General features: G+C 68.1%; 23 protein-coding genes. 7 read left to right on the forward strand and 16 right to left on the reverse strand.

The window, feature by feature from the left end:
• Window positions 1-24: 24 nt before the first annotated feature.
• On the reverse strand, window positions 25-843 hold the full coding sequence (locus N5C18_RS17640; protein ID WP_053450707.1) for an NAD(P)-dependent oxidoreductase: 819 nt from the start codon (window positions 841-843) through the stop codon (window positions 25-27).
• 108 nt (window positions 844-951) lie between these two features.
• On the opposite strand from N5C18_RS17640, the gene N5C18_RS17645 reads away from it, so the two are divergent.
• Complete coding sequence (locus tag N5C18_RS17645) at window positions 952-1,635, forward strand: hypothetical protein (protein ID WP_279945262.1); 684 nt, start codon at window positions 952-954, stop codon at window positions 1,633-1,635.
• Between the two features lie 111 nt (window positions 1,636-1,746).
• Here the strand turns inward: N5C18_RS17645 and N5C18_RS17650 are convergent, their stop codons facing one another.
• A complete protein-coding gene (locus tag N5C18_RS17650; protein WP_279945263.1) occupies window positions 1,747-2,253 on the reverse strand; it encodes a DUF2867 domain-containing protein in 507 nt (168 codons plus the stop codon).
• Window positions 2,250-2,912, reverse strand: a complete 663-nt coding sequence (locus N5C18_RS17655) for a serine/threonine-protein kinase (RefSeq protein WP_006467385.1) — start codon at window positions 2,910-2,912, stop codon at window positions 2,250-2,252. The genes N5C18_RS17650 and N5C18_RS17655 overlap by 4 nt, the downstream gene beginning before the upstream one ends.
• Before the next feature lie 85 nt (window positions 2,913-2,997).
• Here N5C18_RS17655 and N5C18_RS17660 point away from each other — a divergent pair, with 85 nt between their 5' ends.
• Window positions 2,998-4,995, forward strand: coding sequence for a bifunctional DedA family/phosphatase PAP2 family protein (locus N5C18_RS17660; RefSeq protein WP_053511058.1), 1,998 nt, complete (start codon window positions 2,998-3,000; stop codon window positions 4,993-4,995).
• A 128-nt stretch (window positions 4,996-5,123) separates the two neighbouring features.
• On the opposite strand, the gene N5C18_RS17665 is transcribed toward N5C18_RS17660, so the two are convergent.
• From N5C18_RS17665 to N5C18_RS17675, 3 genes are all read right to left on the reverse strand, one after another.
• Window positions 5,124-5,702, reverse strand: coding sequence for an LON peptidase substrate-binding domain-containing protein (locus N5C18_RS17665; RefSeq protein ID WP_053450711.1), 579 nt, complete (start codon window positions 5,700-5,702; stop codon window positions 5,124-5,126).
• A complete protein-coding gene (gene mpl, locus N5C18_RS17670) occupies window positions 5,699-7,063 on the reverse strand; it encodes a UDP-N-acetylmuramate:L-alanyl-gamma-D-glutamyl-meso-diaminopimelate ligase (RefSeq protein WP_053450712.1) in 1,365 nt (454 codons plus the stop codon). The genes N5C18_RS17665 and mpl overlap by 4 nt, the downstream gene beginning before the upstream one ends.
• 329 nt (window positions 7,064-7,392) lie before the next feature.
• Window positions 7,393-7,956, reverse strand: coding sequence for an adenylate kinase (locus tag N5C18_RS17675; protein ID WP_008268721.1), 564 nt, complete (start codon window positions 7,954-7,956; stop codon window positions 7,393-7,395).
• A 136-nt stretch (window positions 7,957-8,092) separates the two neighbouring features.
• Here N5C18_RS17675 and N5C18_RS17680 point away from each other — a divergent pair, with 136 nt between their 5' ends.
• Window positions 8,093-9,349, forward strand: coding sequence for a 6-phosphofructokinase (locus N5C18_RS17680; protein ID WP_053450713.1), 1,257 nt, complete (start codon window positions 8,093-8,095; stop codon window positions 9,347-9,349).
• Between the two features lie 117 nt (window positions 9,350-9,466).
• Window positions 9,467-9,856 (forward strand): DUF488 family protein, encoded by a 390-nt coding sequence (locus N5C18_RS17685; protein ID WP_279945265.1) that lies wholly within the window; start codon window positions 9,467-9,469, stop codon window positions 9,854-9,856.
• 72 nt (window positions 9,857-9,928) lie between these two features.
• On the opposite strand, the gene N5C18_RS17690 is transcribed toward N5C18_RS17685, so the two are convergent.
• Window positions 9,929-10,432: a hypothetical protein gene (locus N5C18_RS17690; RefSeq protein ID WP_049456940.1), complete on the reverse strand. Its 504-nt coding sequence runs from the start codon at window positions 10,430-10,432 to the stop codon at window positions 9,929-9,931.
• Between the two features lie 278 nt (window positions 10,433-10,710).
• Here N5C18_RS17690 and N5C18_RS17695 point away from each other — a divergent pair, with 278 nt between their 5' ends.
• On the forward strand, window positions 10,711-12,738 hold the full coding sequence (locus N5C18_RS17695; RefSeq protein ID WP_279945266.1) for a sodium-translocating pyrophosphatase: 2,028 nt from the start codon (window positions 10,711-10,713) through the stop codon (window positions 12,736-12,738).
• A gap of 119 nt (window positions 12,739-12,857) precedes the next feature.
• On the opposite strand, the gene N5C18_RS17700 is transcribed toward N5C18_RS17695, so the two are convergent.
• From N5C18_RS17700 to N5C18_RS17720, 5 genes are read right to left on the reverse strand one after another with little or no spacing between them, the layout of a single operon-like run.
• Window positions 12,858-13,577 (reverse strand): energy transducer TonB, encoded by a 720-nt coding sequence (locus tag N5C18_RS17700; protein WP_164241793.1) that lies wholly within the window; start codon window positions 13,575-13,577, stop codon window positions 12,858-12,860.
• A complete protein-coding gene (gene exbD, locus N5C18_RS17705; protein ID WP_279945267.1) occupies window positions 13,574-13,999 on the reverse strand; it encodes a TonB system transport protein ExbD in 426 nt (141 codons plus the stop codon). Before exbD ends, N5C18_RS17700 begins: the two co-directional genes overlap by 4 nt.
• A 9-nt stretch (window positions 14,000-14,008) precedes the next feature.
• Window positions 14,009-14,737 carry a tonB-system energizer ExbB gene (gene exbB, locus N5C18_RS17710; protein WP_279945268.1) on the reverse strand — a complete coding sequence of 243 codons (729 nt, stop codon included), beginning with the start codon at window positions 14,735-14,737 and terminating at the stop codon, window positions 14,009-14,011.
• Window positions 14,724-15,191 carry a YbaN family protein gene (locus tag N5C18_RS17715; RefSeq protein WP_049456947.1) on the reverse strand — a complete coding sequence of 156 codons (468 nt, stop codon included), beginning with the start codon at window positions 15,189-15,191 and terminating at the stop codon, window positions 14,724-14,726. Before N5C18_RS17715 ends, exbB begins: the two co-directional genes overlap by 14 nt.
• A gap of 31 nt (window positions 15,192-15,222) precedes the next feature.
• Complete coding sequence (locus tag N5C18_RS17720) at window positions 15,223-15,810, reverse strand: biliverdin-producing heme oxygenase (protein ID WP_008267425.1); 588 nt, start codon at window positions 15,808-15,810, stop codon at window positions 15,223-15,225.
• Window positions 15,811-15,916: 106 nt separating this feature from the next.
• On the opposite strand from N5C18_RS17720, the gene N5C18_RS17725 reads away from it, so the two are divergent.
• The gene (locus N5C18_RS17725) at window positions 15,917-16,174 is read left to right on the forward strand and encodes a DUF2789 domain-containing protein (RefSeq protein WP_010483993.1); all 258 of its coding nucleotides are present in this window, start codon (window positions 15,917-15,919) and stop codon (window positions 16,172-16,174) included.
• A 103-nt stretch (window positions 16,175-16,277) separates the two neighbouring features.
• Here N5C18_RS17725 and N5C18_RS17730 read toward each other — a convergent pair whose 3' ends face one another.
• The 4 genes from N5C18_RS17730 to N5C18_RS17745 form a co-directional block, all read right to left on the reverse strand.
• Window positions 16,278-19,196 (reverse strand): TonB-dependent receptor, encoded by a 2,919-nt coding sequence (locus N5C18_RS17730; RefSeq protein ID WP_279945269.1) that lies wholly within the window; start codon window positions 19,194-19,196, stop codon window positions 16,278-16,280.
• A gap of 178 nt (window positions 19,197-19,374) precedes the next feature.
• On the reverse strand, window positions 19,375-20,313 hold the full coding sequence (locus tag N5C18_RS17735) for a FecR domain-containing protein (RefSeq protein WP_164241788.1): 939 nt from the start codon (window positions 20,311-20,313) through the stop codon (window positions 19,375-19,377).
• A gap of 104 nt (window positions 20,314-20,417) precedes the next feature.
• A complete protein-coding gene (locus N5C18_RS17740; protein ID WP_049456982.1) occupies window positions 20,418-20,918 on the reverse strand; it encodes an RNA polymerase sigma factor in 501 nt (166 codons plus the stop codon).
• 86 nt (window positions 20,919-21,004) lie between these two features.
• Window positions 21,005-21,475, reverse strand: a complete 471-nt coding sequence (locus tag N5C18_RS17745; protein WP_164241787.1) for a hypothetical protein — start codon at window positions 21,473-21,475, stop codon at window positions 21,005-21,007.
• A gap of 182 nt (window positions 21,476-21,657) precedes the next feature.
• On the opposite strand from N5C18_RS17745, the gene ppa reads away from it, so the two are divergent.
• On the forward strand, window positions 21,658-22,194 hold the full coding sequence (gene ppa, locus N5C18_RS17750; protein ID WP_005410935.1) for an inorganic diphosphatase: 537 nt from the start codon (window positions 21,658-21,660) through the stop codon (window positions 22,192-22,194).
• Window positions 22,195-22,322 lie beyond the last annotated feature (128 nt).

Consider the following 22,322-nt stretch of genomic DNA (forward strand, 5'->3'; position numbering starts at 1 on the left):
TCGGCCTCGTCCAGCGGGTCACGCTCAATCCAGGAACAGGTCCGGCAGCAACGGCCGCGACGCATCCACTGCATAGCCCGACAGATCGGTGACACCGGCCTGCGCCAGCACCTCATCATCGATCAGGAACCGGCCGTGGAAACCCGCCGCTTCGCGCACCAGCACGGCATGCGCGGCGTCGGCCATGATCTGCGGCGTGCGGCAGCCGGCGGCATCCACGCCCGGAATCATGTTGATCGCATCGGTGGCAATTACCGTGCGCGGCCACAGCGCATTGACCGCCACGCCCTGCGGGCCGAACTCCGCGGCCAGGCCGAGCGTGACGAAGCTCATGCCCATCTTCGCCAGCGTATAGCCGGTGTGCGGGCCCCACCACTTCGGCTCCAGGCTGGGCGGCGGTGCCAGGGTGAGGATATGCGGGTTGGGCGCCTGCAGCAGGTAAGGCAGGCAGGCCTGCGCGCACAGGAAGCTGCCGCGCGAATTGACCTGCTGCATCAGGTCGAAGCGCTTCATCGGCGTATCCAGCGTGCCGCGCAGCCAGATTGCGCTGGCGTTGTTGACCAGGATGTCGATGCCGCCGAAGGTGTCGACGGTGGCGGCGACGGCCGCCTGCACCTGCTCTTCCTCGCGGATGTCGCACTTCAGGGCCAGGCCCTGGCCACCGGCCGCCGTAACCGCCTCGGCCGCGCTGTGGATGGTGCCCGGCAGCTTCGGGTTCGGTACCGACGACTTGGCGGCGATGGCCACGTTGGCGCCGTCACGCGCGGCGCGCAACGCGATGGCCAGGCCGATGCCGCGCGAGCCACCGGTGATGAAAAGCGTTTTGCCCTGCAGACTGCCCACGTTCCACACTCCAGCGTATGCAATGAGCCGCTAGTATGCCGCGCCGACGCGGAGTTCACCCGGCCTTGACGATACTCGGGCCTCCAGACAACGCACGAGGTCCACGCCATGCGCCGTTCCCGCCTGCTGCTGCCTGCCTTGGGGCTCGCCCTGCTGACCGCCTGCCAGGGCCGTTCGCCGGAACCCGGAAAGGAGCCGTCCGCCGGTGACGCGCCCAGCGCGGCCAAGGCCGCTGCGGATGGCAGGATGCGCTGGAGTGAGGCCGTGGTCTGGGATGGCGACCTGAACGCCTGCCGCCAGGGCGAGAATGCGGCCACGCGTGACTGCCTGCGCGATGCGATGCACGCCGGTGGCGCCAGCGCCGATGCGATCACCGCCGCCGAACAGTTGTCCACCGGCGGCGAACTGGCCTACGTGACCGCCTGGCACGAGAGTGACGGGCTGGGCGTGGCCACGGTGGAGTACCCGTTCCGCGCCAACACCAACGAAGGCACCCGCCTGGTCGACGCCAGTGGCAAGCGCATCGATGTGGATGCCGTGCAGCTGGATGACACCCTGCGCGCGGACCCGACGGTGCAGGAACTGCTGAAGGCCAACCCGCAGGCGACGCCGTTCGCACCCGCGCAGTCGGCGGGAGCAACGCCGCTGGAGAACGGCGGCATCCGCCTGCTGTACCGCACGCCGCTGCGCGACTGCCACGCCTGCCCGGATGTGGGCCAGCTGCAGATGGCCTACGACTTCGACGCCAAGCGCAACTTCATTGGCCAGCAGGTGGTGCCGGCGGCGCCGTAAGGTCACCGGCACTTACCTTCGTAGAGTCGAGCTTGCTCGACTGATTCTGGCGTTTCAGTCGAGCGAGCTCGACTCTACAACGGCCTCGGCGCATCCACGCATTGCGTGGACCTACCCATACGCGCGTACCTGCTTCTGCAGCAGGTGCGGCACGATCAGCCGGTGCACCGGGGCTACCGGCAGCATGTACAGGCGCCCGAACGCGTTGTGGGTGTGCACCACCGTCGCCACTTCCAGCACATCGCCCTGCCACTGCAGGGCCAGCTGCACGCGCAGGTGGCGGTCGTTGTCTTCCAGCACGATGGCGTCGGCATCCAGCGCCTGCAGCGTGAAGATGCCGAGCCGCTGCCCCGGACGCGGCTGCTCGATGTCCTGCACTGCGCGCAGCGAACCCAGGTCCTTCATGCCGAGCATGCGCATGCCGCGGTTGCGCAGCGCCATCAGCCCGTCGAACCAGCCGGGAATGCTCGCCGCCATGTCACGGTAGGCCTGCAACGCGGTTCGATCCCCGCGATGTGTGCTGGCCTGGCAGGCATGTACAAAGTGGGCACCGGCCATCTGCGCGCGCAGCACGCTGCCCGCACTCGGCGCGGCGGTCACCACCTGCGATGCCCTCACGGCTTCGGCCCCTGCCCCTCGTTGTCTTCCCAGTGCAGGATGCGCCGGGTGACGAAGCGGTAGACCGGCTTGCCGGTGGCGAACCACAGCTCGCGCACCCACGAAGTGCGCTTGAGCACGCGCTTCTCCACCGGAGTGAGCGACTCGCGGCAATACATGCGCTTGTGCTTGAGCAGGTGGCGCAGGTCCTCGCGGGCCAGCAGGCGCATCCAGCGCGAACGCGGATCGCCGATCACCGCCAGCTGGAAGTCGATCAGCGCCGGACGGCCATCCTCGGTGACCAGCCAGTTGGCTTCCTTGGCCAGATCGTTGTGGGCCACGCCACGCCGATGCAGGTGCTGCAGCAGCCGTCGCGCCGAATGGAACCAGGCCACGTCGCCGCGGGGTGGACGCTGGTACATCGCATCGCCCGCCATGAAGCTGCGGTCGAGGTGGCGGCCATCCCAGGCCAGCAGCTGCGGTACGTCAGGCATGCCATGGATGTGCTGCAGCGCGCGTGCTTCGCGGCGTGCCAGCCACCACGCAGGCAGCCGCAGCCACAGCGGCGTGGCGCCCAGATCGCGGCGCACGAACGGGCCATCGGGGCCTTTCACAAGGAGGATGCGACCGAAGCTGTCGGCCTTCAAGGCATGCGGTGGAGCGTCTGGCGTATGCGGCATGGGCCCATTCTAGGCGATGGCGCCGGTTGCAAACGGTCACGAAGCGGCTGGGAACCAGTCACCTTCACGCCCCTATAATCGAGCAATGGACTCTTCATGGATCGACGCCACCCTCGCGTGGATTGCCGCTCACCCCGTGCTGGCGGGTGCCGTTATCTTCCTCATCGCCTTCTGCGATGCGGTCATCATTCTCGGCGCCATCGTGCCGGCCCTGCCGCTGCTGTTCGCGGTGGGCGTGTTCATCGGCCTGGGCCAGATCTCCGGGCCGTACGCGGTGGCGGCGGCAGCGTTGGGCGCGTTCGCCGGTGATGGCATCAGCTACTGGATCGGCCGTCGCTGGGGTGACCGCCTGCGCGGCATCTGGCCGTTCAGCCGCTATCCGCAGCTGCTCGATCGCGGCGAGAACCTGTTCCGCCGCAATGCGTTCAAGAGCATCCTGATCGCACGCTACGTCGGTGCGATCCGCCCGTTCGTGCCGGCCATTGCCGGCATGATGAAGATGCCGGCCAGCCGCTACATGCAGGCCAGCGGCATCGCCAGCATTTCCTGGGCGGTGCTGTTCCTGGCCCCCGGCTGGGTTCTGGGCGAAGCCTATGACGCGGTGGCCGCCGTGGCCGGACGCCTGGTGGTGGTGGTCGGCCTGCTGATGGTGATCCTCGGCCTGGTCTGGGCCATCGTGCTGTACGGCTACCGCTGGTCGGCCGCACGCATGGACAACTGGCTGGCGCGCCTGCTGGACTGGTCCAACCGCCACCCGACGCTGGGCCGCTACACCGTCGGCGTGCTCGACCCGAAACGCCGTGAATCGGTGCCGCTGGCGATGCTGGCGCTGATGCTGCTGGTGCTGGGCTGGGGCTGGTTCGCGCTGCTGACCGTGGTGGTCGCGCATGGCGAACCGCTGGCGATCGACCTGCTGGTGCACCAGGCCATGCTGGCGCTGCGCAACCCGCTGGCCGACTACCCGATGGCGGCGCTGGCGTCGCTGGGCGCCTGGCAGGTACTGCTGCCGGCCACCGCGGCGGCGATGGGCTACCTGATCTGGCGCCGACGCTGGATGGCCGCCGCGCACTGGCTGGCCGCACTGGCCTTCGGCCTGGCGCTGACCATGCTGCTCGGCGCCACCGTGGATGTGGTGCGTCCGGTCGATGCCAGCAGCGGCTTCGGCTTCCCGTCGGTGTCGGTGACCATGGCCACCATCACCTTCGGCTTCTTCGCGGTGCTGATCGCGCGCGAGATGCCCGGCCGCACCCGCGTCTGGCCGTACCTGGTGTCGGGCATCGTGGTCAGCCTGATCGGCTTCTCGCGGCTGTACCTGGGCGCGCACTGGCTGAGCGATGTGATCGGCGGCATGCTGTTCGGCACGTTCTGGCTGCTGGTGCTGGGCATCGCCTACCGTCGGCGCTTCAACCGCTCGTTCTGGGTGAAGCCGGTGGCGTGGCTGTTCTACGGCGTCTTCGCCCTGGCGGCGATGTGGTACGCGCCGCGCCACATCCCGGTGAAGCTGGAGCGCTTTGAACCGACCCTGCCGGCGCCGCAGGCGATGGACATGCAGGCCTGGTGGCAGCACGACTGGTCGACGCTGCCGGCGCGCCGCAACGAGTTCGACGATGACCAGCGCTGGCCGCTGGACGTGCAGGTGGCCGGCCCGCTGGCGCCGCTGCAGGCGCAGCTGGAAGCCCGCGGCTGGAAGCGGCAGGAACAGGCCGGCTGGCAGGAAGCCCTGCTGATGCTGGACAAGAACACCGGCGCCGACCAACTGCCGGTGTTGCCGGCCACGCTGGAAACGCGGGTGGAAGCGCTGCTGATGGTGCGCCAGGGTGCGCAGCCGGATGAGCGCTACGTACTGCGCCTGTGGCCGGCCCCGGCCCAGCTGCAGCCCGGCGATACGCCACTATGGCTGGGCAGCGCACAGACCCTGCGCTACGAGCGCCACTTCGAATGGATCGGCATGTGGCACCCGCTGCGCGGCGTCGACCCGGCCATGAACGCGGTGAAGGAGGCCGTACATGGCCTGCCGCAGCGCGAGGACGTGCACGGCGAGACCGGGTTGCCGGTACTGCGGTTGAAGACCACCGCGCGCTGACGGAGGCGGTGCTGCTCTGGTAGTCGCCAACCGTGGTTGGCGCTTCGGGTAAAGGCTGCCAACCAAGGTTGGCATCTACCGGCTACGCCGCGCTCTGGTAGTGGCCAACCTTGGTTGGCCTTTGCCGGCTACGGCATCCAGCCCAGCAACTGCTGCAGGCGCTGATGCGGGTCGTCCATCTGCAGCAGCTGCAGGCGCTGCTGCTCGCTCAGCGGCAGCAGTTCGGCCAGGCGCCAACCGACCCAGCTCGCCTGATCCAGCAGTGCCGGATTCGCCGGCGCATACGCCTCGCCCGCCTGTTCGATGATGTGCCCCAGCACCGTGGCCAGCAGCGCATGCTGTGGCCGCAGTTCGTCGTCGGGATCTTCCTCGCACCAACTCACGTCGGCCACCACCAGGCCGTTGTCACGGACCCGCGTGCGCTCGACATGGAAGCGGCGGGTGCCACGCAGGCGCAGCTGCAGCACGCCATCGGCGCCGACATCGAAATCTTCGATGCGGACCTGCACGCCATACGCCGCCGGCGTCGCCGGTGCGCCCACTTCCTGGCCGTCGAGAATCAGGCAGACGCCAAAGCCCTCGCCACTGCGGCCGCTGTCGCGGACCAGATCCAGATAGCGTCGCTCGAACACGCGCAGGCCCACCGCTGCACCCGGCACCAGCGTGCTGTGCAGCGGGAACAGCGGCAGCGAACCGTCGGCGCTCATCGGGCCTGCAGGGCGGCGAGGAAGCGGCGCGGTGCGCCGTCGAAGCCACCGTTGGACATGAACACCACATGGTCACCACTGCGTGCATGGGACTGCAGCTGTGCCAGCAGTGCATCGGTATCGGGTACCGCGTGCGCTTGGCCGCGTACCGCGGCGATCACCGCGGCAGCGTCCCAGGCCAGCTCCGGGCGGTGCAGGAACACCACTTCATCGGCCAGTGCCAGCGACGGCGCCAGCGCCTGTGCATGTGCACCCAGCCGCATCGAGTTGCTGCGCGGCTCCATCGCGACCACGATGCGTGCATCGCCGACCTTGGCACGCAGGCCTTCCAGCGTGGTGGCGATCGCCGTCGGGTGATGGGCGAAGTCGTCGTAGACGGTGATGCCATCAACGCTGCCGATCACTTCCATGCGGCGCTTGACGCTGCGGAACCGCGCCAGCGCCGGGATCACATCAGCAGGCGCCACGCCTACCGCATGCGCGGCCGCCAGCGCGGCCAGGCCGTTGAGCACATTGTGCCGGCCCAGCAGCGACCACTGCACATCACCCAGCGCCTGGCCTCGATGATGCACGCGGAACGCGCTGCCATCGGCAGCCAGCAGCTCGGCATGCCACTCCAGCGACGGATCGAATCCGAAGCGCTCGACCGGGGTCCAGCAGCCCATCGCCAGCACTTCGGCCAGGTACTTGTCTTCGCCGTTGACGATCAGGCGGCCACGCGCCGGCACCGTACGCACCAGGTGGTGGAACTGGCGCTGGATCGCCGCCACGTCCGGGAAGATGTCGGCGTGGTCGTATTCAAGGTTGTTGAGGATGGCCACCAGCGGCCGGTAGTGCACGAACTTGCTGCGCTTGTCGAAGAATGCGGTGTCGTACTCGTCGGCCTCGACCACGAACTCGCGGCCCTGGCCGAGCCGGGCGGAGACGCCGAAATCCTCGGCCACGCCGCCGATCAGGAAGCCCGGCGAACGCCCGGCGCTTTCCAGCAGCCAGGTGAGGATGGTGGTGGTGGTGGTCTTGCCATGGGTACCGGCCACGGCCAGGGTGTCACGCCCCGGCAGCACCCGTTCGGACAGCCATTGCGCGCCGGAAATGTAGCGCTGGCCAGCGTCAAGCACGGCCTCCACGGCCGCGTTGCCCCGCGACAACGCGTTGCCGATCACCACCTCATCGGTGCCGGCCGGCACGCTGTCGGCGCGATAGCCCTGGTCCAGGGTGATGCCCAGCTGTTCCAGCTGGGTGGACATCGGCGGATAGATGGCCTGGTCGCTGCCGCTGACCGGATGGCCCAGTTCCCGCGCCAGGGCGGCCACGCCGCCCATGAAGGTGCCGGCGATTGCAAGGATATGTACGCTGCTCATGACCGAGGATTGTGACCGATGACGGCTGTATAGGGCCAATGTCCGCGCTTGGGTAAGACAAGTCCTACACAGGATGTGAGAAAACTCCAATCATCTGTCAGGGAATTCCCGATAGCGATGTTCTGTGAACCCGGACACAATTCGAACTGCCAGCCGCAGTACCCGAACCGGTCCTACTCCCCAAGAGGCCATCCCCAAGGGAGCTCATGCTGCGGGGCCCTGAGCAAGCCCTCTGCTGGCGCCTATCAAACGACACAGGCCTGATCCTCGCGGACCAGGCCTGTGTTTTTTTGTGCCGGGGGCCGGAACAGTGTCCCGGCCGCGCCGGATCAAGCCTTGATCGCCGCCAGGATGCGCGCTTCGATCTCGTCCAGCTCACCGACGCCGTCGACGCGGGCCAGGGTGCCACGGCCGGCGTAGAAGTCGACCACCGGGGCGGTCTGGTCGTTGTAGACCTGCAGGCGCTGGCGCACCGCTTCCGGCGTGTCATCGGCACGCCCCTGCTCCTTGGCACGACCGGCGATGCGCTCGACCAGCAGCTCGGTGGCCACGTCCAGCTGCACCACCGCGTCCAGCGGCTGGCCGATCTTGGCCAGCAGGCCGTCCATCGCATTGGCCTGGGCCACATTGCGCGGGTAGCCATCCAGGATGAAGCCCTTGGCGACATCGGCCTGGGTCAGGCGCGATTCCAGCATGCCCAGCAGGATGTCGTCCGACACCAGGTTGCCGGCATCCATCACCGTCTTGGCCTGCTTGCCCAGCTCGGTGCCGGCGGCGATTTCCGCGCGCAGCATGTCACCGGTCGAAATGTGGGCGATCCCCAGCTTTTCCTTCAGGCGCGTCGCCTGTGTCCCCTTGCCCGAACCGGGCGGTCCCAACAGAACCAATCGCATTGACCTGACTCCAACGTGTTGAAAACAAAGAAGGTTCGCGTCCCGGACGGTCCGGTATCGCTGCACCGCAATAGCGCCACTTTACCGCATCCGGGTAATGTCCCTGCAATGTCCCCTCCCCCGAGCAGGTAGAAGCATGCGCAACGGTACTCTCCTCTATGCCCAGTCCGGTGGTGTCACCGCGGTCATCAACGCCACCGCAGCTGCGGTGATCGAGCAGGCCCGGGCCAAGGGCATCAAGGTCCTGGCCGCCCGCAACGGCATCCTCGGCGCCCTGCGCGAAGAGCTGATCGACACCAGCAAGGAGAGCGCCGCCGCCATCCGCGCGCTGGCCCACACCCCGGGCGGCGCGTTCGGTTCGTGCCGGGTCAAGCTGAAATCACTGGACGCTGACCGTGCACGTTACGACCGCCTGCTGGAGGTGCTGCGCGCGCACGACGTGCGCTGGTTCCTCTACAACGGCGGCAACGACTCGGCCGATACCGCGCTGAAGGTCTCGCAGCTGGCCAAGGCGTCGGGCTACGACCTGACCTGCATCGGCGTGCCCAAGACCATCGACAACGATCTGGCGGTTACCGACACCTGCCCCGGCTTCGGCTCGGCCGCCAAGTACACCGCGGTCTCGGTGCGCGAGGCCGCGCTGGACGTGGCGGCGATGGCCGAGACCTCCACCCGCGTCTTCATCTACGAAGCGATGGGTCGCCACGCCGGTTGGCTGGCGGCGGCGGCGGGCCTGGCCGGCAACGGCGATGACGAAGCCCCGCACATCATCCTGCTGCCCGAACGCGCCTATGACGAGGCGCTGTTCCTGGCCAAGGTGAAGGCGGTGGTCGAGCGCGTCGGCTACTGCGTGGTGGTGGCCTCGGAGGGCATCGCCACTGCCGATGGCCGCTTCGTCGCCGATGCCGGTGGCGGCAAGGATTCGTTCGGGCATTCGCAGCTGGGCGGCGTGGCCGCGCACCTGGCCGGACGGGTCAAGGACCAGCTGGGCCTGAAGGTGCACTGGGCCCTGCCGGACTACCTGCAGCGCTCGGCCCGGCACCTGGCCAGCAAGACCGACTGGGAGCAGGCGCAGGCGGTGGGCAAGGCTGCGGTGCAGTTGGCGCTGAAGGGCCAGAACGGCGTGATGCCGGTGATCGTGCGCAGCAGCGACGCGCCGTACCGCTGGAAGATTGAAGCGGCGCCGCTGTCGAAGATCGCCAACCACGAGAAGAAGATGCCGGCCGGCTTCATCCGCCGCGACGGCTTCGGCATCACCGCCAAGGCACGCGCCTACCTGTCACCGCTGATCAAGGGCGAAGCACCACTGCCCTACGGCCCCGACGGCCTGCCGAAGTACGTCACCCTGAAGAACCTGGCGGTGAAGCAGAAGCTGCCGCCCTTCGAGGGCTGAATCGAAAATGGGGACGGAGGGGATCAAGTCGTAACCGCCCCTCCGTCATCACTCTCCGATCCGCGTTGGGGCGGTTGCGACTTGATCCCCCCCGTCCCCTTTTCATCGAGGTGTGCCATGGCACTGCGCGTTGTTCGACTCGGTACGCCGCGCGTACCCGGCGAGGGCCTGCGCATCGGCACGGTGCGGCGACCGCCGCGTGGCGTGCCGCGCAGCGAGTTCGCCCGCCAGGACTGGTACGACGTCTGGTTTCCGACCCTGTCACCCAGCGCCGAGCTGGTGAAGCAGGCGCACTCGGCGCAAAGCGCAGCCGACTGGAATGCGTTCTTCCGCCACTACAAGGCCGAGATGAAGGCGCCCGATGCCGCCCACGCGCTGGACCTGCTGGCCGCGCTGTCGCAGCACAGCGACATCAGCGTAGGGTGCTACTGCGAAGATGAGGCGCACTGCCACCGCACGGCGCTGCGCGAGCTGCTGGTGGCGCGGGGAGCTACATTGGCCGCGTGAAGCCCGGTTGCCGGCCAGCGGCCGGCACTACCCCACGCCACGCCCTGCGTGGATTCGCGTCGCCGGACGGCCTCAGTTGCAGGCCTTGCCTTCCATCTGCAGCTGCGCGGCGAACATCGTCACCTGCGGAATCCTGCCGGCGGCAGCCTGCTTCTTCGCCTCTTCCAGGTAGATGCGCGACTGGCCCTGTCCATCCAGCTCGACCTTGTTGCTCGACGGCAGGCGCCACACCCGCACCACCGCCTGCTGCGCCGGGCACGCGGCACTGGGCACGCGGATCACATCGTTGAGCTTCCAGCCCTTGTCGGCACTCGGCTGTGCCTTGGCATAGTCGACGAAGCGCGCGCGTGGCTGGCACTGCTCGCTGGTACGCACGGCGGAGAAGCGGTACGGCTCTGCCGCATCGCCGGTGAACACGCCTTCCAGCCGCGCGCAGGCCTCGGGGATCTGGCGCAGCGTATGCGCCGCGCCCACCGCCTGCGGGGCACCCACCGCACGCTGCAGCTCCGGGGTTTCCGCGGCGAATGCCGGGGCGGCAGGCACCAGGGCAGCAAGCATCAACAGGGACAGGCGCATGGGGGAATCTCCTTCTGGACTCTTCGCAGGCTTGCAGAGCATGGCTTAACGGGGTGCAAAGGGCGTGATCGCGCTTTGCGCCAGGGGACAGTCGAGCAAGCTCGACTCTACGGTGCGTCGAACGCATACTGCGGGCACCAGGGAATGCTGAACACCGCCATACGTCGGACGACCTCCAAGGTCGGTACGGGTTGGTTCCAGGCTGCAGCCCGTCGTCCCCCTCGTGGTGCCGTTCATCGCCACTGGATGCTTGTCCATCCATTCTGCGGAGGGGTCTAATGCTGGAACGTCACGGGCTGTCACTGGCGCTGGGCTGCGCCATTCTCGCGATCCTGTTCGGAATCGTCTCGGCGCGCTGGATCCTGCGCCAACCCACCGGCAATGAACGCATGATCGCGATCGCCACCGCGATCCAGGAAGGCGCACGTGCCTACCTCAACCGCCAGTACCTGACGATCGGCATCGCCGGCGTAGTGCTGTTCGTGCTGGTCGGCATCTTCCTCAGCTGGTACACCGCCATTGGATTCGCAGTGGGTGCGGTGCTGTCCGGCGCGGCGGGCTACATCGGCATGAACGTGTCGGTACGCGCCAACGTGCGCACCGCCGAGGCCGCACGCCACGGCATCAGCGCGGCGATGGACGTCGCCTTCCGTGGCGGTGCGATCACCGGCATGCTGGTGGTCGGGCTGGGCCTGCTGGGCGTGGCCGGCTACTACGCACTGCTGCTGCGCATGGGCCTGCCGATGGAACAGGCGCTGCACGCCCTGGTCGGGCTGGCCTTCGGCTCCTCGCTGATCTCGATCTTCGCGCGCCTGGGCGGCGGCATCTTCACCAAGGGCGCCGACGTCGGCGCCGATCTGGTCGGCAAGGTGGAAGCCGGCATTCCCGAGGACGACCCGCGCAACCCGGCGGTGATCGCCGACAACGTCGGCGACAACGTCGGCGACTGCGCCGGCATGGCCGCCGACCTGTTCGAGACCTATGCGGTCACTGTCATCGCCACCATGCTGCTGGGCAGCCTGATGCTGGCCGAGGCGGGCGCCAACGCGGTACTGTATCCGCTGGTGCTGGGCGGCGTGTCGATCATCGCCTCGATCATCGGTGCGCTGTTCGTCAAGGTGAAGCCCGGCGGCTCGATCATGGGCGCGCTGTACAAGGGCGTGATCGTGTCCGGCGTGCTGGCTGCGATTGCGTTCTACCCGATCACCACCGGGCTGATGGGTGACAACGTGCACGGTCCGATGGCGCTGTACGGCTGCGCGCTGATCGGGCTGGTACTGACCGGCCTGATCGTGTGGATCACCGAGTACTACACCGGCACCCAGTACAAGCCGGTGCAGCATGTGGCACAGGCCTCGACCACCGGCCATGGCACCAACATCATCGCCGGCATCGGCATCTCGATGAAATCCACCGCGCTACCGGTGGTGGCGGTGTGCGCGGCGATCTGGGGCGCGTTCGCACTGGGCGGCCTGTACGGCATCGCCATCGCTGCCACCGCGATGCTGTCGATGGCCGGCATGATCGTCGCCCTGGATGCCTACGGCCCGATAACCGACAACGCCGGTGGCATCGCCGAGATGGCCGAGCTGCCTTCGGAGATCCGCGACATCACCGATCCGCTGGATGCAGTGGGCAATACCACCAAGGCGGTGACCAAGGGCTACGCCATCGGTTCGGCGGCGTTGGCCGCACTGGTGCTGTTCGCCGACTACACCCACAACCTGCAGGCTGCGCATCCGGGGCAGGAGTTCCGCTTCGATCTCAGCGACCACACGGTGATCATCGGCCTGCTGATCGGTGGCCTGATCCCGTATCTGTTCGGCGCAATGGCAATGGAAGCGGTCGGCCGCGCCGCCGGTGCCGTGGTAGAGGAAGTGCGCCGCCAGTTCCGCGAGATTCCCGGCATCATGCAGGGCACCGGCAAGCCGCAGTACGACAGGGCGGTGGACATGCTGACCCGCTCGGCCATCCGCGAAATGATCGTGCCGTCGCTGCTGCCGGTGGCGGTACCGGTGGTGGTCGGCCTGCTGCTGGGGCCACGCGCGCTGGGCGGGCTGCTGATCGGCACGATCGTGACCGGCCTGTTCGTGGCCATCTCGATGACCACCGGCGGCGGCGCCTGGGACAACGCCAAGAAGTACATCGAGGACGGTCACTTCGGCGGCAAGGGCAGCGAGGCGCACAAGGCCGCGGTGACCGGCGATACCGTCGGCGACCCCTACAAGGACACCGCCGGCCCGGCGATCAATCCGTTGATCAAGATCATCAACATCGTGGCGCTGCTGCTGGTGCCGCTGCTGTAATCCACGCCATGCGCAAACCCGTAGAGTCGAGCTTGCTCGACTGCTTTTGGCCCGCACCGCAAGAGCAGTCGAGCAAGCTCGACTCTACGGCTCCGACCGCTTGCTCAAGCAACGGCTGGTCAGCGCCCGCGCAGGAAGAACGACACCGGCACCATCACCTGCACCGGGTCGCCGGCCACTTCGGCCGGCGGCGCCGGTACCGGGCTGGCGCGCTGCACGGTGTCCAGCGTCTCCTGGTCGAGCAGTTCGAAGCCGCTGCTGCGGCCCAGCTTCAGGCCCGACACTGCACCGTCGCGGGCGACCGCGAAACGCACATAGACCACGCCCTGCTGGCGCAGGCGCTCGGCCTGGCGCGGATAGCGGCGGTGCTTCTGCAGGTGCCCGAGCAGGCGTCCTTCCCAGGTCGCCTCCGCGCGACTGCGCTCACCGGCGGTGGTCTGCGGTGCGGTATAACGCGCGGCGGCGTCAGCGGCCACCTGCGGCGGTGCGCTGGTCTGCGCGACATTGGCGTCGGCGGTCTCCGGCGAGGGCGTTGGTTCCGGTGCTTTGGGCGGAGGCAGATCACCCTGTGGCTGCACGGGTGCCTTCGGCTGCTCGCGCACGGCCGGCGTCGGCGCCTGCCGCTGCTGTTGCTGCTGCAATGGACCGGTGGCCACCTCACGCGGGGGCACCGGCGGTGCCTGGGCCATCGGCGCCAGTTCCAGCATCAGCGCTGCAGGCGGAGCGGCAGCCGCCAGCGCCGGCGCGCGCGCCGCCCACCAGCACGCCGCGCCGATCAGCAGTGCGTGCACCAGCAGCACGATCGCCAGGCTGGTCGCCCAGCGCCGCAGTCCGCTCATCGTGCGCCCTGCTCCAGCCCCACCAGTGCCACCTTCAGGTATCCGGCAGCGCGCAGCGCGTCCAGGGTCGCCATCAGTTCGCCATAAGGCACACGGGTATCGGCACGCAGGAAGATGCGTTGTCCGCTGTCATCGTGGGTGGCGGCCTTCAGTGCAGCCGCCAGCGCGTCGCGCGCCACCGGCTGCTCGCCCACCCGCAGCGACAGGTCGGCCTGCACGGTCACATACACCGGCGCCTGTTCCGGCGGCGTGGCGACGGCGCTGCTGGCCGGCAGCTGCACCGGCACCGACACGGTGGCCAGCGGCGCGGCCACCATGAAGATGATCAACAGCACCAGCATCACGTCGATGAAGGGCGTGACATTGATCTCATGCGCTTCTTCCGGCGCATCGTCGCGGTCGGATGCGGTCCTGATCGCCATCGCCGCGCCTCAGTGCACCGCACGCAGCGGTGTCGCTGCGGTACGCGGCACGGCGCGGTCAAGATCGCGCGACACCAGCTGCTGCACGGCCGCGGACAGATCACCGAGCAGGCCACGCAGGCCGGCCAGCACGCGGCTGAAATGGTTGTAGACCAGCACCGCGGGAATCGCTGCGACCAGGCCGAGCGCGGTGGCCAGCAAGGCCTCGGCGATGCCCGGTGCGACCACCGCCAGGTTGGTGGTGTTGCTGTGGGCGATGCCGATGAAGCTGTTCATGATGCCCCACACCGTGCCGAACAGACCCACGAACGGCGCCACCGCGCCGATGCTGGCGAGCACGCCGATGCCCCGTCGCTGCAGGCGCGCGGTCTCCAGCTCGATGCGGTCAAGGCGCGACGCGACGCGTTCCTTGATGCCGTCGCGGCTGTCCAGATCCTGCGACAGACGCAGTTCGGTGCGTGCGGCCTCCAGCATGGCCAGCGCGGTCCCCTGCTGCGCGCTGGCCTCCGCGCTTTCGGCCGGCAGGCTTGGCGCCTGCAGCAACAGCGCGCGCGCCGCACGCAGCTGGCGGGCCTGCCGGGCCAGCTCCCAGCCCTTGGCCAGCAGCACGGTCCAGGTGGCCAGCGATGCCAGCGCAAGCGCGATCATCACGCCCTTCACCACCACGTCGGCGGCCAGGTACATGCCCCAGGGCGTCAGTGCAGGGGCAGCCACGGGGGCCAGGTCAGCAGGCAGCATCGTCTCGGTTTCCATCAGCATCGGGGGTCGCGGCACGGCGGCGGGCCGTGCGCGGATCATTGGCATCGTCGACTTCCACGACCGGATTGGGCTCCAGCCGCGGTGCCGGGCGGCTGAGCACGTAGCCGGCGCTGACCGCGAAGAACAGGCCCACGCCCAGCAGCAGGCGCCACGACGGGTGCGCCCCCCAGCAGAACAGCGCGAAGCCGACCGCCATGCCGGCGCTGGCGAATGCCTTGCCCTTGCGTGAGACCGCGCCCTGTTCGCGCCACAACCGCAGCGACGGGCCATAGCGCGGATGCGCCAGCAGGCGCTGCTCGAACTTCGGCGAGCTGCGCGCGAAGCAGCCCACCGCCAGGATCAGGAAGATGGTGGTCGGCATTACCGGCAGCAACGCGCCGATCACCCCGAGGCCGACCATCACCCAACCCAGCGCGAACCAGAGCCAGCGCATCAGCGCGGTGCCCGCAGGCGGCCGGCGTACATCAGGCGAATTCCACTTCGACGTGGCCATGCACGCTGCGGAACGCGGCATCGGCGGCATCGATCACCTGCTGCTCCTGTTCGGCGCTCAACGGCACCGCATCCAGTGCAGCGGTGAACTCACGCCAATGGCGCGCGGCGCCATCCGGGTGCGCGGCCAGGTGGCGGGCGCCGAAGTCGCGATCCAGGCCCAGCTTGGCCGCCATCTTGTACAGGATGGTGCCACCGAGGTTTGAGCCTTCAGCCACGTACAGCCAGCCCAACGCCGCCGGCAGCGGCAGGTCGGCCGGCAGCGCGGCGATATCCGCACCCGGCAGGGTCTGCTCCAGGTCCTGCAGGTCGCGTGACACCTGCTTCAGGCGACGGCGCTCGCCGAGGTCCGGCAGCAGTGCGTCCAGCGCAGGATTGGCATACAGCGCGTCGATGCTGCGGTGGAAGCGGTACTGCACGCGAAGGAAGCGGGCGAAGTTGCTGCGGTCGGCGAAGATGTCGCCGGCCATGATGCGCTTGTCGAGCGCGCCGTGACTGTCGCGGGTGGCGGCCTTGAGCCGCAGGCTGCGGCTGTCTTCAGGGGCGATGTGTGCGTTCATGGGGGATGCCAAGGGGGTCGTCGTGCTGTAGACGTTCGCCGTGGGGCTTTCCCCAAGGCCGTGTGCACCGATAATGGACCATCCCTTCTTCCCGCAGGAACCGATGATGATCACCACCGAACCGCGCATGACCAACCTGTTCCTGCAGCTCGGCCTGGACGCCAGCGCCGAGGGCATCGCCCGCTTCATCCGCGAGCACCAGCTGGCCACCGATGTGGAAGTGGTCGAGGCGCCGTACTGGAACGACGCCCAGCGCCAGTTCCTGTCCGAGTCGCTGCAGGCCGATGCGGCGTGGAGCACGGTGGTGGATGAGCTGAACGAATCGCTTCACGAAGACGCGGTGAAGGCCGCGACCGGTCTGTAAGCACGCGATGGGCAGCGCCGGGCATGGCCCGGTGCTACCCGTTACAGCGCAGGAGCGGTGCGGACCAGGGTCCGCACCCACCGAAAGCGCACTGCGCAGTCGATCAGTACTTCCAGGTCAACGCCAGGCGCGCGGTGCGGCCCGGGGCCGGCATCACGCCCAGCGCCAGCGGATCCAGGTAGTAGCGGTCGGTCAGGTTGTCCACGCCCGCTTCCACGGACAGCTGGTCGTTGAAGCTCCAGCTGGCAAACAGGTCGACCAGGGTGGTCGGCCGGTACAGCTGCTGGATCGCCGACAGGCCGACGTTCCATTCCTTGTCCAGCTTGCTGATCGGGCCGGCGTTGTGCACCACGCGGGTGCCGAAGGTCAGGCGCTCGTCGAACAGGCGCGACCCCAGGGTCAGGTTGACCATGTAGCGCGGCGGGTTCTGCGTGTTGGTGTAGGAGCCTTCGAAGCCGCCATCGACGCAGTCCGGCGTGCCGGCCAGCTCCGCGTTCTTGCGCTGTTCGCCATAGGCGCGGCGCTCGGCGGCGATATCCGGCGCACAGGTCTTGGCCTTGAAGTAGTAGTGCGCGGACAGATCGGCAAACAGCTTGCCGCTGTCATAGCTGGACTGGAACTCCATGCCCGACACCTTGAACCGGTCGACGTTGCGGATCAGGCCGGCCGACAGTGTGCGGTAATCGCGGGTGATCAGGTCGTCGATGCGGGTATCGAAGTAGGCCAGCTTCAGCGCCAGGCGGTCGCCGGCGGTGAACAGGTCGTAGCGGATGGTGCTGGCACCGATTTCCCAGCTGCGCGCACGCTCCGGCTTCAGTTCACCCACCGGCTTGGCAGCGGTGAACAGGCCCAGCGTGGTCTCGAACAGGCTTGGCAGCTTGGTGCCTTCGGCGTACTTCACGTAGACCATGGTGTCTTCGCTGAAGCGGTAGGCCACGCTGGCAGTCGGCGAGAACGCACTGTCGCGGCGGCGGATCGGCTGCGACCAGCTCCAGCTGACCGGCACTTCCAGGTCCTGCGCCTTGCCCGCGTCGTAGAAGTTCCAGCCACCGATGTCGGCCACCGTGCCCTTCTTGTACGGCGAGGCCAGCAGCGATTCCTGGGTGAAGTTGCCGTTGGCATCCGGATACCAGTTCAGCAGCGCGATGCGCTTGGCCCGCCACGATGGCAGCGCCGGGTTGCCGTTGAGCAGCTCGGTGTAGCGGTACTGGCCCTGCACCTCGTAGGCGTCGGGCGTGGCCAGGCGGTTGCGGTCATGCACATCCACGCGGTTCCAGCGGCCACCGGCCAGCAGCTCCCAATGCTCGTCGGGCTGCCACTTCAGCGAGGCCACGGCGCTGTACTCCTTGCGCTCGGCGTTGCGCAGGAAGCGGTTGTTGACCAGATCGTCGTGCATGACCGGCCCGGAGCTGCCCGGCGCGATGTCTTCATCGCTGTAGGACAGGCCGTAGTCGAGCGTGAACGCACCCGCCTGCGTATCGAACCTCGAGGTGTTGCTGGCGTCCAGGCCGAAGCGCTTCTGCCGCAGCAGATTGCGGTAGGCATCCTTGTAGCCCGGGTCGCCACTGAAGCTGGGCGCGTCATACCACTCGGTGCGGCGGTCGAAATACCACGGCGTGATGCCGGTCAGGCTGTTGTACATCACGCTGTCGGTATCGGTGTAGGTGGCATTGACGCGCAGGTCGACCAGCTCGCTGTCCGGATTGAAGCGGTAGCGCAGGGTGTAGCTGTCCATGTCGACATGGCCCGGATCCCACTGCGGGATGCGGTCACGATCAACGCGGATGATCTGCGAGGCCATGATCTCGCCGGCGGTGCCTTCGTAACGGCGGTAGCCCGCCTCAAGCGTCTGCGCATCGTCGATGCGCCAGGTGCCCTTGAGCAGCGCCGACTTCGAGCGCGAGGAGGTGTTGAACACCTCGGTACGCGGCGGGTTCAGCGGGGCCAGCGTGCGCCGGGTCTGCGGGAAATCGTCGTAGCCATGCTTGCCCGAGAAATAGTTGCCCGTATCGCGGTAGGCGTAGGCGGCGACCAGGTCGAAGCGATCCCAATGGCCGGCGGCGGCGACGTTGAAGAACTGGTTGCCGGTAGCGCTGCGGTCGGTGCGCGGCGCAGCACTGTACGCCGGCAGGTTGTTGGCGCTGGCGTTGGCCAGGCCACCACGCACGCGCACGCCGAAATCGCGGCCTTCGCGCAGCACGTCACCGATCTTCAGCGTCTCCATCTCGACCACGCCGCCGATGCCGCCAGAGGCGTTGGCCTGCAGGCTGGGGCCCTTGGTGATGGTCAGGCTGGAGATCAGGTCCGGGTCCAGGTAGGTGCGCTGCGACTGGCCTGCATAGCCACGGTAGGTGTCGATGCTGGACTGGCCGCCGTCGATGATCACCGGCACGCGGCCCTGGCCCTGGATGCCGCGGATGTTGACGTCGAAGCCGTTGCCGACGCGCGGATCGCCGGCGGTGACACCGGCCACGCCCTTGACGATGTCGCCGTTGGATGTGCCGCGGAAGCGCTCCAGGTGCGTGCGGTTGAGCGTGGTGGTGGAGCCGACGCTGCGGTAGCTGTCGAGCAGGCGGGCTTCGTCGCTGGTCGCGCCGGCATCGACACGGTCGCCGGCCACGCTCAGCGTGTCGGTGACGATCACGCCATCGCCGGCCTGCGCTGGCGTCGCTGCTTCCAGCGTGACTGCATCGGCGCTGACCCGGCGTACCGCCAGGCCACTGCCCTGCAACAGCCGCTGCAGCGCGTCGTTGGCAGACAGGCTGCCGTTGACCGCACGCGAGGTCACGCCCTGGGCCAGCGTCGCCGGATAGACGACCTGGATGCCGGACTGGCGCATGTAGCTGCGCAGCGCTTCGTCCAGCGGCAGCGCCGGAATGTCGAAGCGCTGCACGGCGGCATGATCGCCGCGGGCGCTCTGCGCCAGCACGGACGGCGCGGCGCTGGCCAGGCCTGCGGCCAGCAATGCGATGCACAGGCGGGACGGGCGCAGCACGCGGCCCGGACGATGGGAGTCGAACATGGGGGAACCTGTCAGGTAATCAGTGCCGCGGGCGCGGCGTCATCCGCAACACAGGCGGACACGGCGACGTACGTGGCGGCGGCGGGTACGTTCGCGGAGTAAGACGGATGGGAGCGCGAGGACCCCAAGGGAGATTTGCGGAAGATGACGGGTGAATGCATCCACGCATGGCGTGGATCTACTGGACGATGGCAACACCGAAGGGAAGACGGGTCACCTGCAGGCCGGCCGTTGCAGCCAGCGCATCCAGTGCCTGTTCCGGGCGATCGATGCGCAGCGCTGCACTCACCGCCGGCAGCCGCGAAAGGTCACCGCGCACGAAGGTAGGCCCGGCACGATAACGTCCCACCCATTGCACGGCATCGGCGACGCTGGCCTGCTCCAGCAGCAGTTCGCCCTGGCGCCACGCGCCTACGCTGTCCGCCGCCACGTCTCCCAGGCGGGCCACGCCACTGTGCTCGCCATAGACTGCGCGCTGGCCCACCTGCAGGTAGGTCCAGCCACCGTCGGCCGGGCTGGCCACCCGCACCCTGCCCTGCCCGACCTGGGTTTCCACCTGGCCATCGCCGCGCGCGACGGTGAACGCGGTCGAGATGTCCTCGACCACGCCATTGCCCGCACGCACACTGAAACGCCGCTCTGCATCAGGCGTGACGTCGAACCAGGCGCGTCCGCGCAGCAGCTCGACCTGGCGCGCATGCGCGTCGAAGTTCACGGCGATCGCGCTGTCCGCATCCAGCACTGCACGGCTGCCGTCGGGCAGTTGCACGTCCTGCACGACATGCGTGCTGCGATGATCGGACTGCAGGCGCAGCCAGGCTTCCGGCCAGGCCACCAGCATCGCCAGTGCCGCCGCGGCAGCCATCGCCCAGCGCAGTCGCCGCGACCGCGGCCGCGGCCGCTGCACCGGCCTGGCCTGCGGACGCGGCCCGATGCTGCGCCACAGCGCGCGCTCGTGTTCGAAAGCCCGGCGGTGCCCCGGCTGGGCCAGCCAGCGTTCGAACTCGTGCATCCGCGCCTCGCCGACGTCGCCCGACGCCAGCCACGCGATCCAGCCCCGGGCCTGTTCGGCCAGGGCATCGTCATTGGCGGCGGGCAGCATGTTCGGCGGGCTCATCGGCTGGCGGACAGGCGCATTCAAGCGCGGGCAGGGGAACTAGACCGCATCCACGGTCCAGTGATCAAGACGTTCCAGCGGGGAGCACCCCCAAGCCTGGACGATCATCGACCGCTGCGCGCCCAGGCCAGGCGTTGCAGCGCAGTGCGCACATGGTTCTCGACGGTGGTGACCGATACGCCGAGGCGGCGCGCGATCTCGGCCTGGGTCAGGCCCTGCAGGCGGTTGAGCCGGAAGATGCTGCGCGTCGGTTCCGGCAGGTGGCCTGCCGCATCCAGCACGCGCTGCAGTTCGTCCTGCGCCATGGCCTGCTCCTCGGTCGAGATCACCTCGTCCGGCCCCCACAGATAGTGGTCCGCCAGCAGGCGGTTGCGGCGGGTCGATTCGCGGCCGTGGTCGGTGGCCAGGTTGGCCGCCAGCCGGTACAGATATGCGCGCGGGTTGTCGATGGCCTGGCTGTCGTCGACCCCACGCGCCTTGAACCACACCGCCTGGATCACGTCCTCGGCGCCGCCGTCGCTCCCCAGGATACGTTGGACGCGGCGCAGCAGCGCAGACCGCTCGCGGATCAGCAGTTCGGTGAGGGTGGCGGCATTGGAGGACATGCGCGGAGCCGGTACCACGGACAAGAAGGCGTCGCGCATGCTACTCCGTTAATGCGAATCAGTCACGTTTGCATTCCTGACGACTCTCACAGGCAGTCGGTCAGCCCGTCGTAGACGCTCTGCGAGGTCCCGGGCAGCGGGTCATGCAGCGGATCGCGCGCGGCCAGCGCGGCATGGAAGGCTTCCACCGGGGTTCCCGGCACCAGTGGCAGCCGGCACAGCCAGGTCGGTTGCCGGGCCACGATCGCTCCATCCTCGCGGGAGACCTCCAGATCGCTTGCGACAAATGCCCACAGGCATTCATGGACGGTGCCACGCACCGCATCCACCGAGCAGCGCAGGCGCAGAGCCCGGATGTCGCTGTACTCGCCCTCGCAGAAGGTGTCCCCGCAGATGTTGTCGAAGCCATGCTGCAGGCGCCCCTCCAAGGCAAAGAAGCGGTCCCAGTTATCTTCCTGCTGCGGGTAGTCGATCAGATCGACATAGGGGAAGGCCTGGGCCGAAGGCGCTGCCAGCAGCGCGCAGGACAGGCCGAACAGCAGGACGGAAACGTTCATCTGCGGACTCCTCGGGAAGGTGCATCCAGCCTGCGCTTCGGCGCCTGTCCACCCCATCGGCCAAACCCCGGGCGCACTGTAGGACCGCCCCGCGCCATGCCGTGGGCCCCCTCCCCTGCACAGCGCCCGGCAAAGGCATAAAATGGTCAGCTATCCGTCTACACCCCCACCTGGAGCACACCATGGGTCTGGAACTCGTCTCGCCCGGCAAGAACCCGCCGGAAGAAATCAACGTCATCATCGAGATCCCGAAGGACTCGGAGCCGGTGAAGTACGAAGTGGACAAGGAAACCGGCGCGATCTTCGTCGACCGCATCCTGTCCACCCCGATGCGCTACCCGTGCAACTACGGCTACGTGCCGAGCACCCTGTGTGGCGATGGCGACCCGGCCGACGTGCTGGTGGTACTGCCGCTGCCGCTGGTGCCGGGCTCGGTGGTGCGCTGCCGTCCGGTCGGCGTGCTGAAGATGAGCGACGAGGCAGGCAGCGACGAGAAGATCCTGGCCGTGCCGGTCTCGAAGATCTTCAGCGGCTACGCCCACGTTGAAGACATCGCCCAGGTGTCCAGCCACTGGCTGGAGCGCATCGGCCACTTCTTCGAGCACTACAAGGACCTGGAAAAGGGTAAGTGGGTCAAGCTCGACGGCTGGGGCGGCGCCGCCGAGGCCAAGCAGATCCTGATCGAGGCGCACCAGCGCCACCTCGACAGCAAGGCCTGAGCCTGAACCGGATCGCTCCGGCATGCACTGCCGGAGCGATGCGGGTCACGTTTCACGACGACGGCACATCACTCTTGCTGTCGTATTAGGTAAATTGCGTCACTTCACACGTCGTCGACATCCATCGT

It is taken from the genome of Stenotrophomonas sp. GD03930, assembly GCF_029839665.1.
In the GTDB taxonomy this organism is placed as follows: Bacteria; Pseudomonadota; Gammaproteobacteria; order Xanthomonadales; family Xanthomonadaceae; genus Stenotrophomonas; species Stenotrophomonas forensis.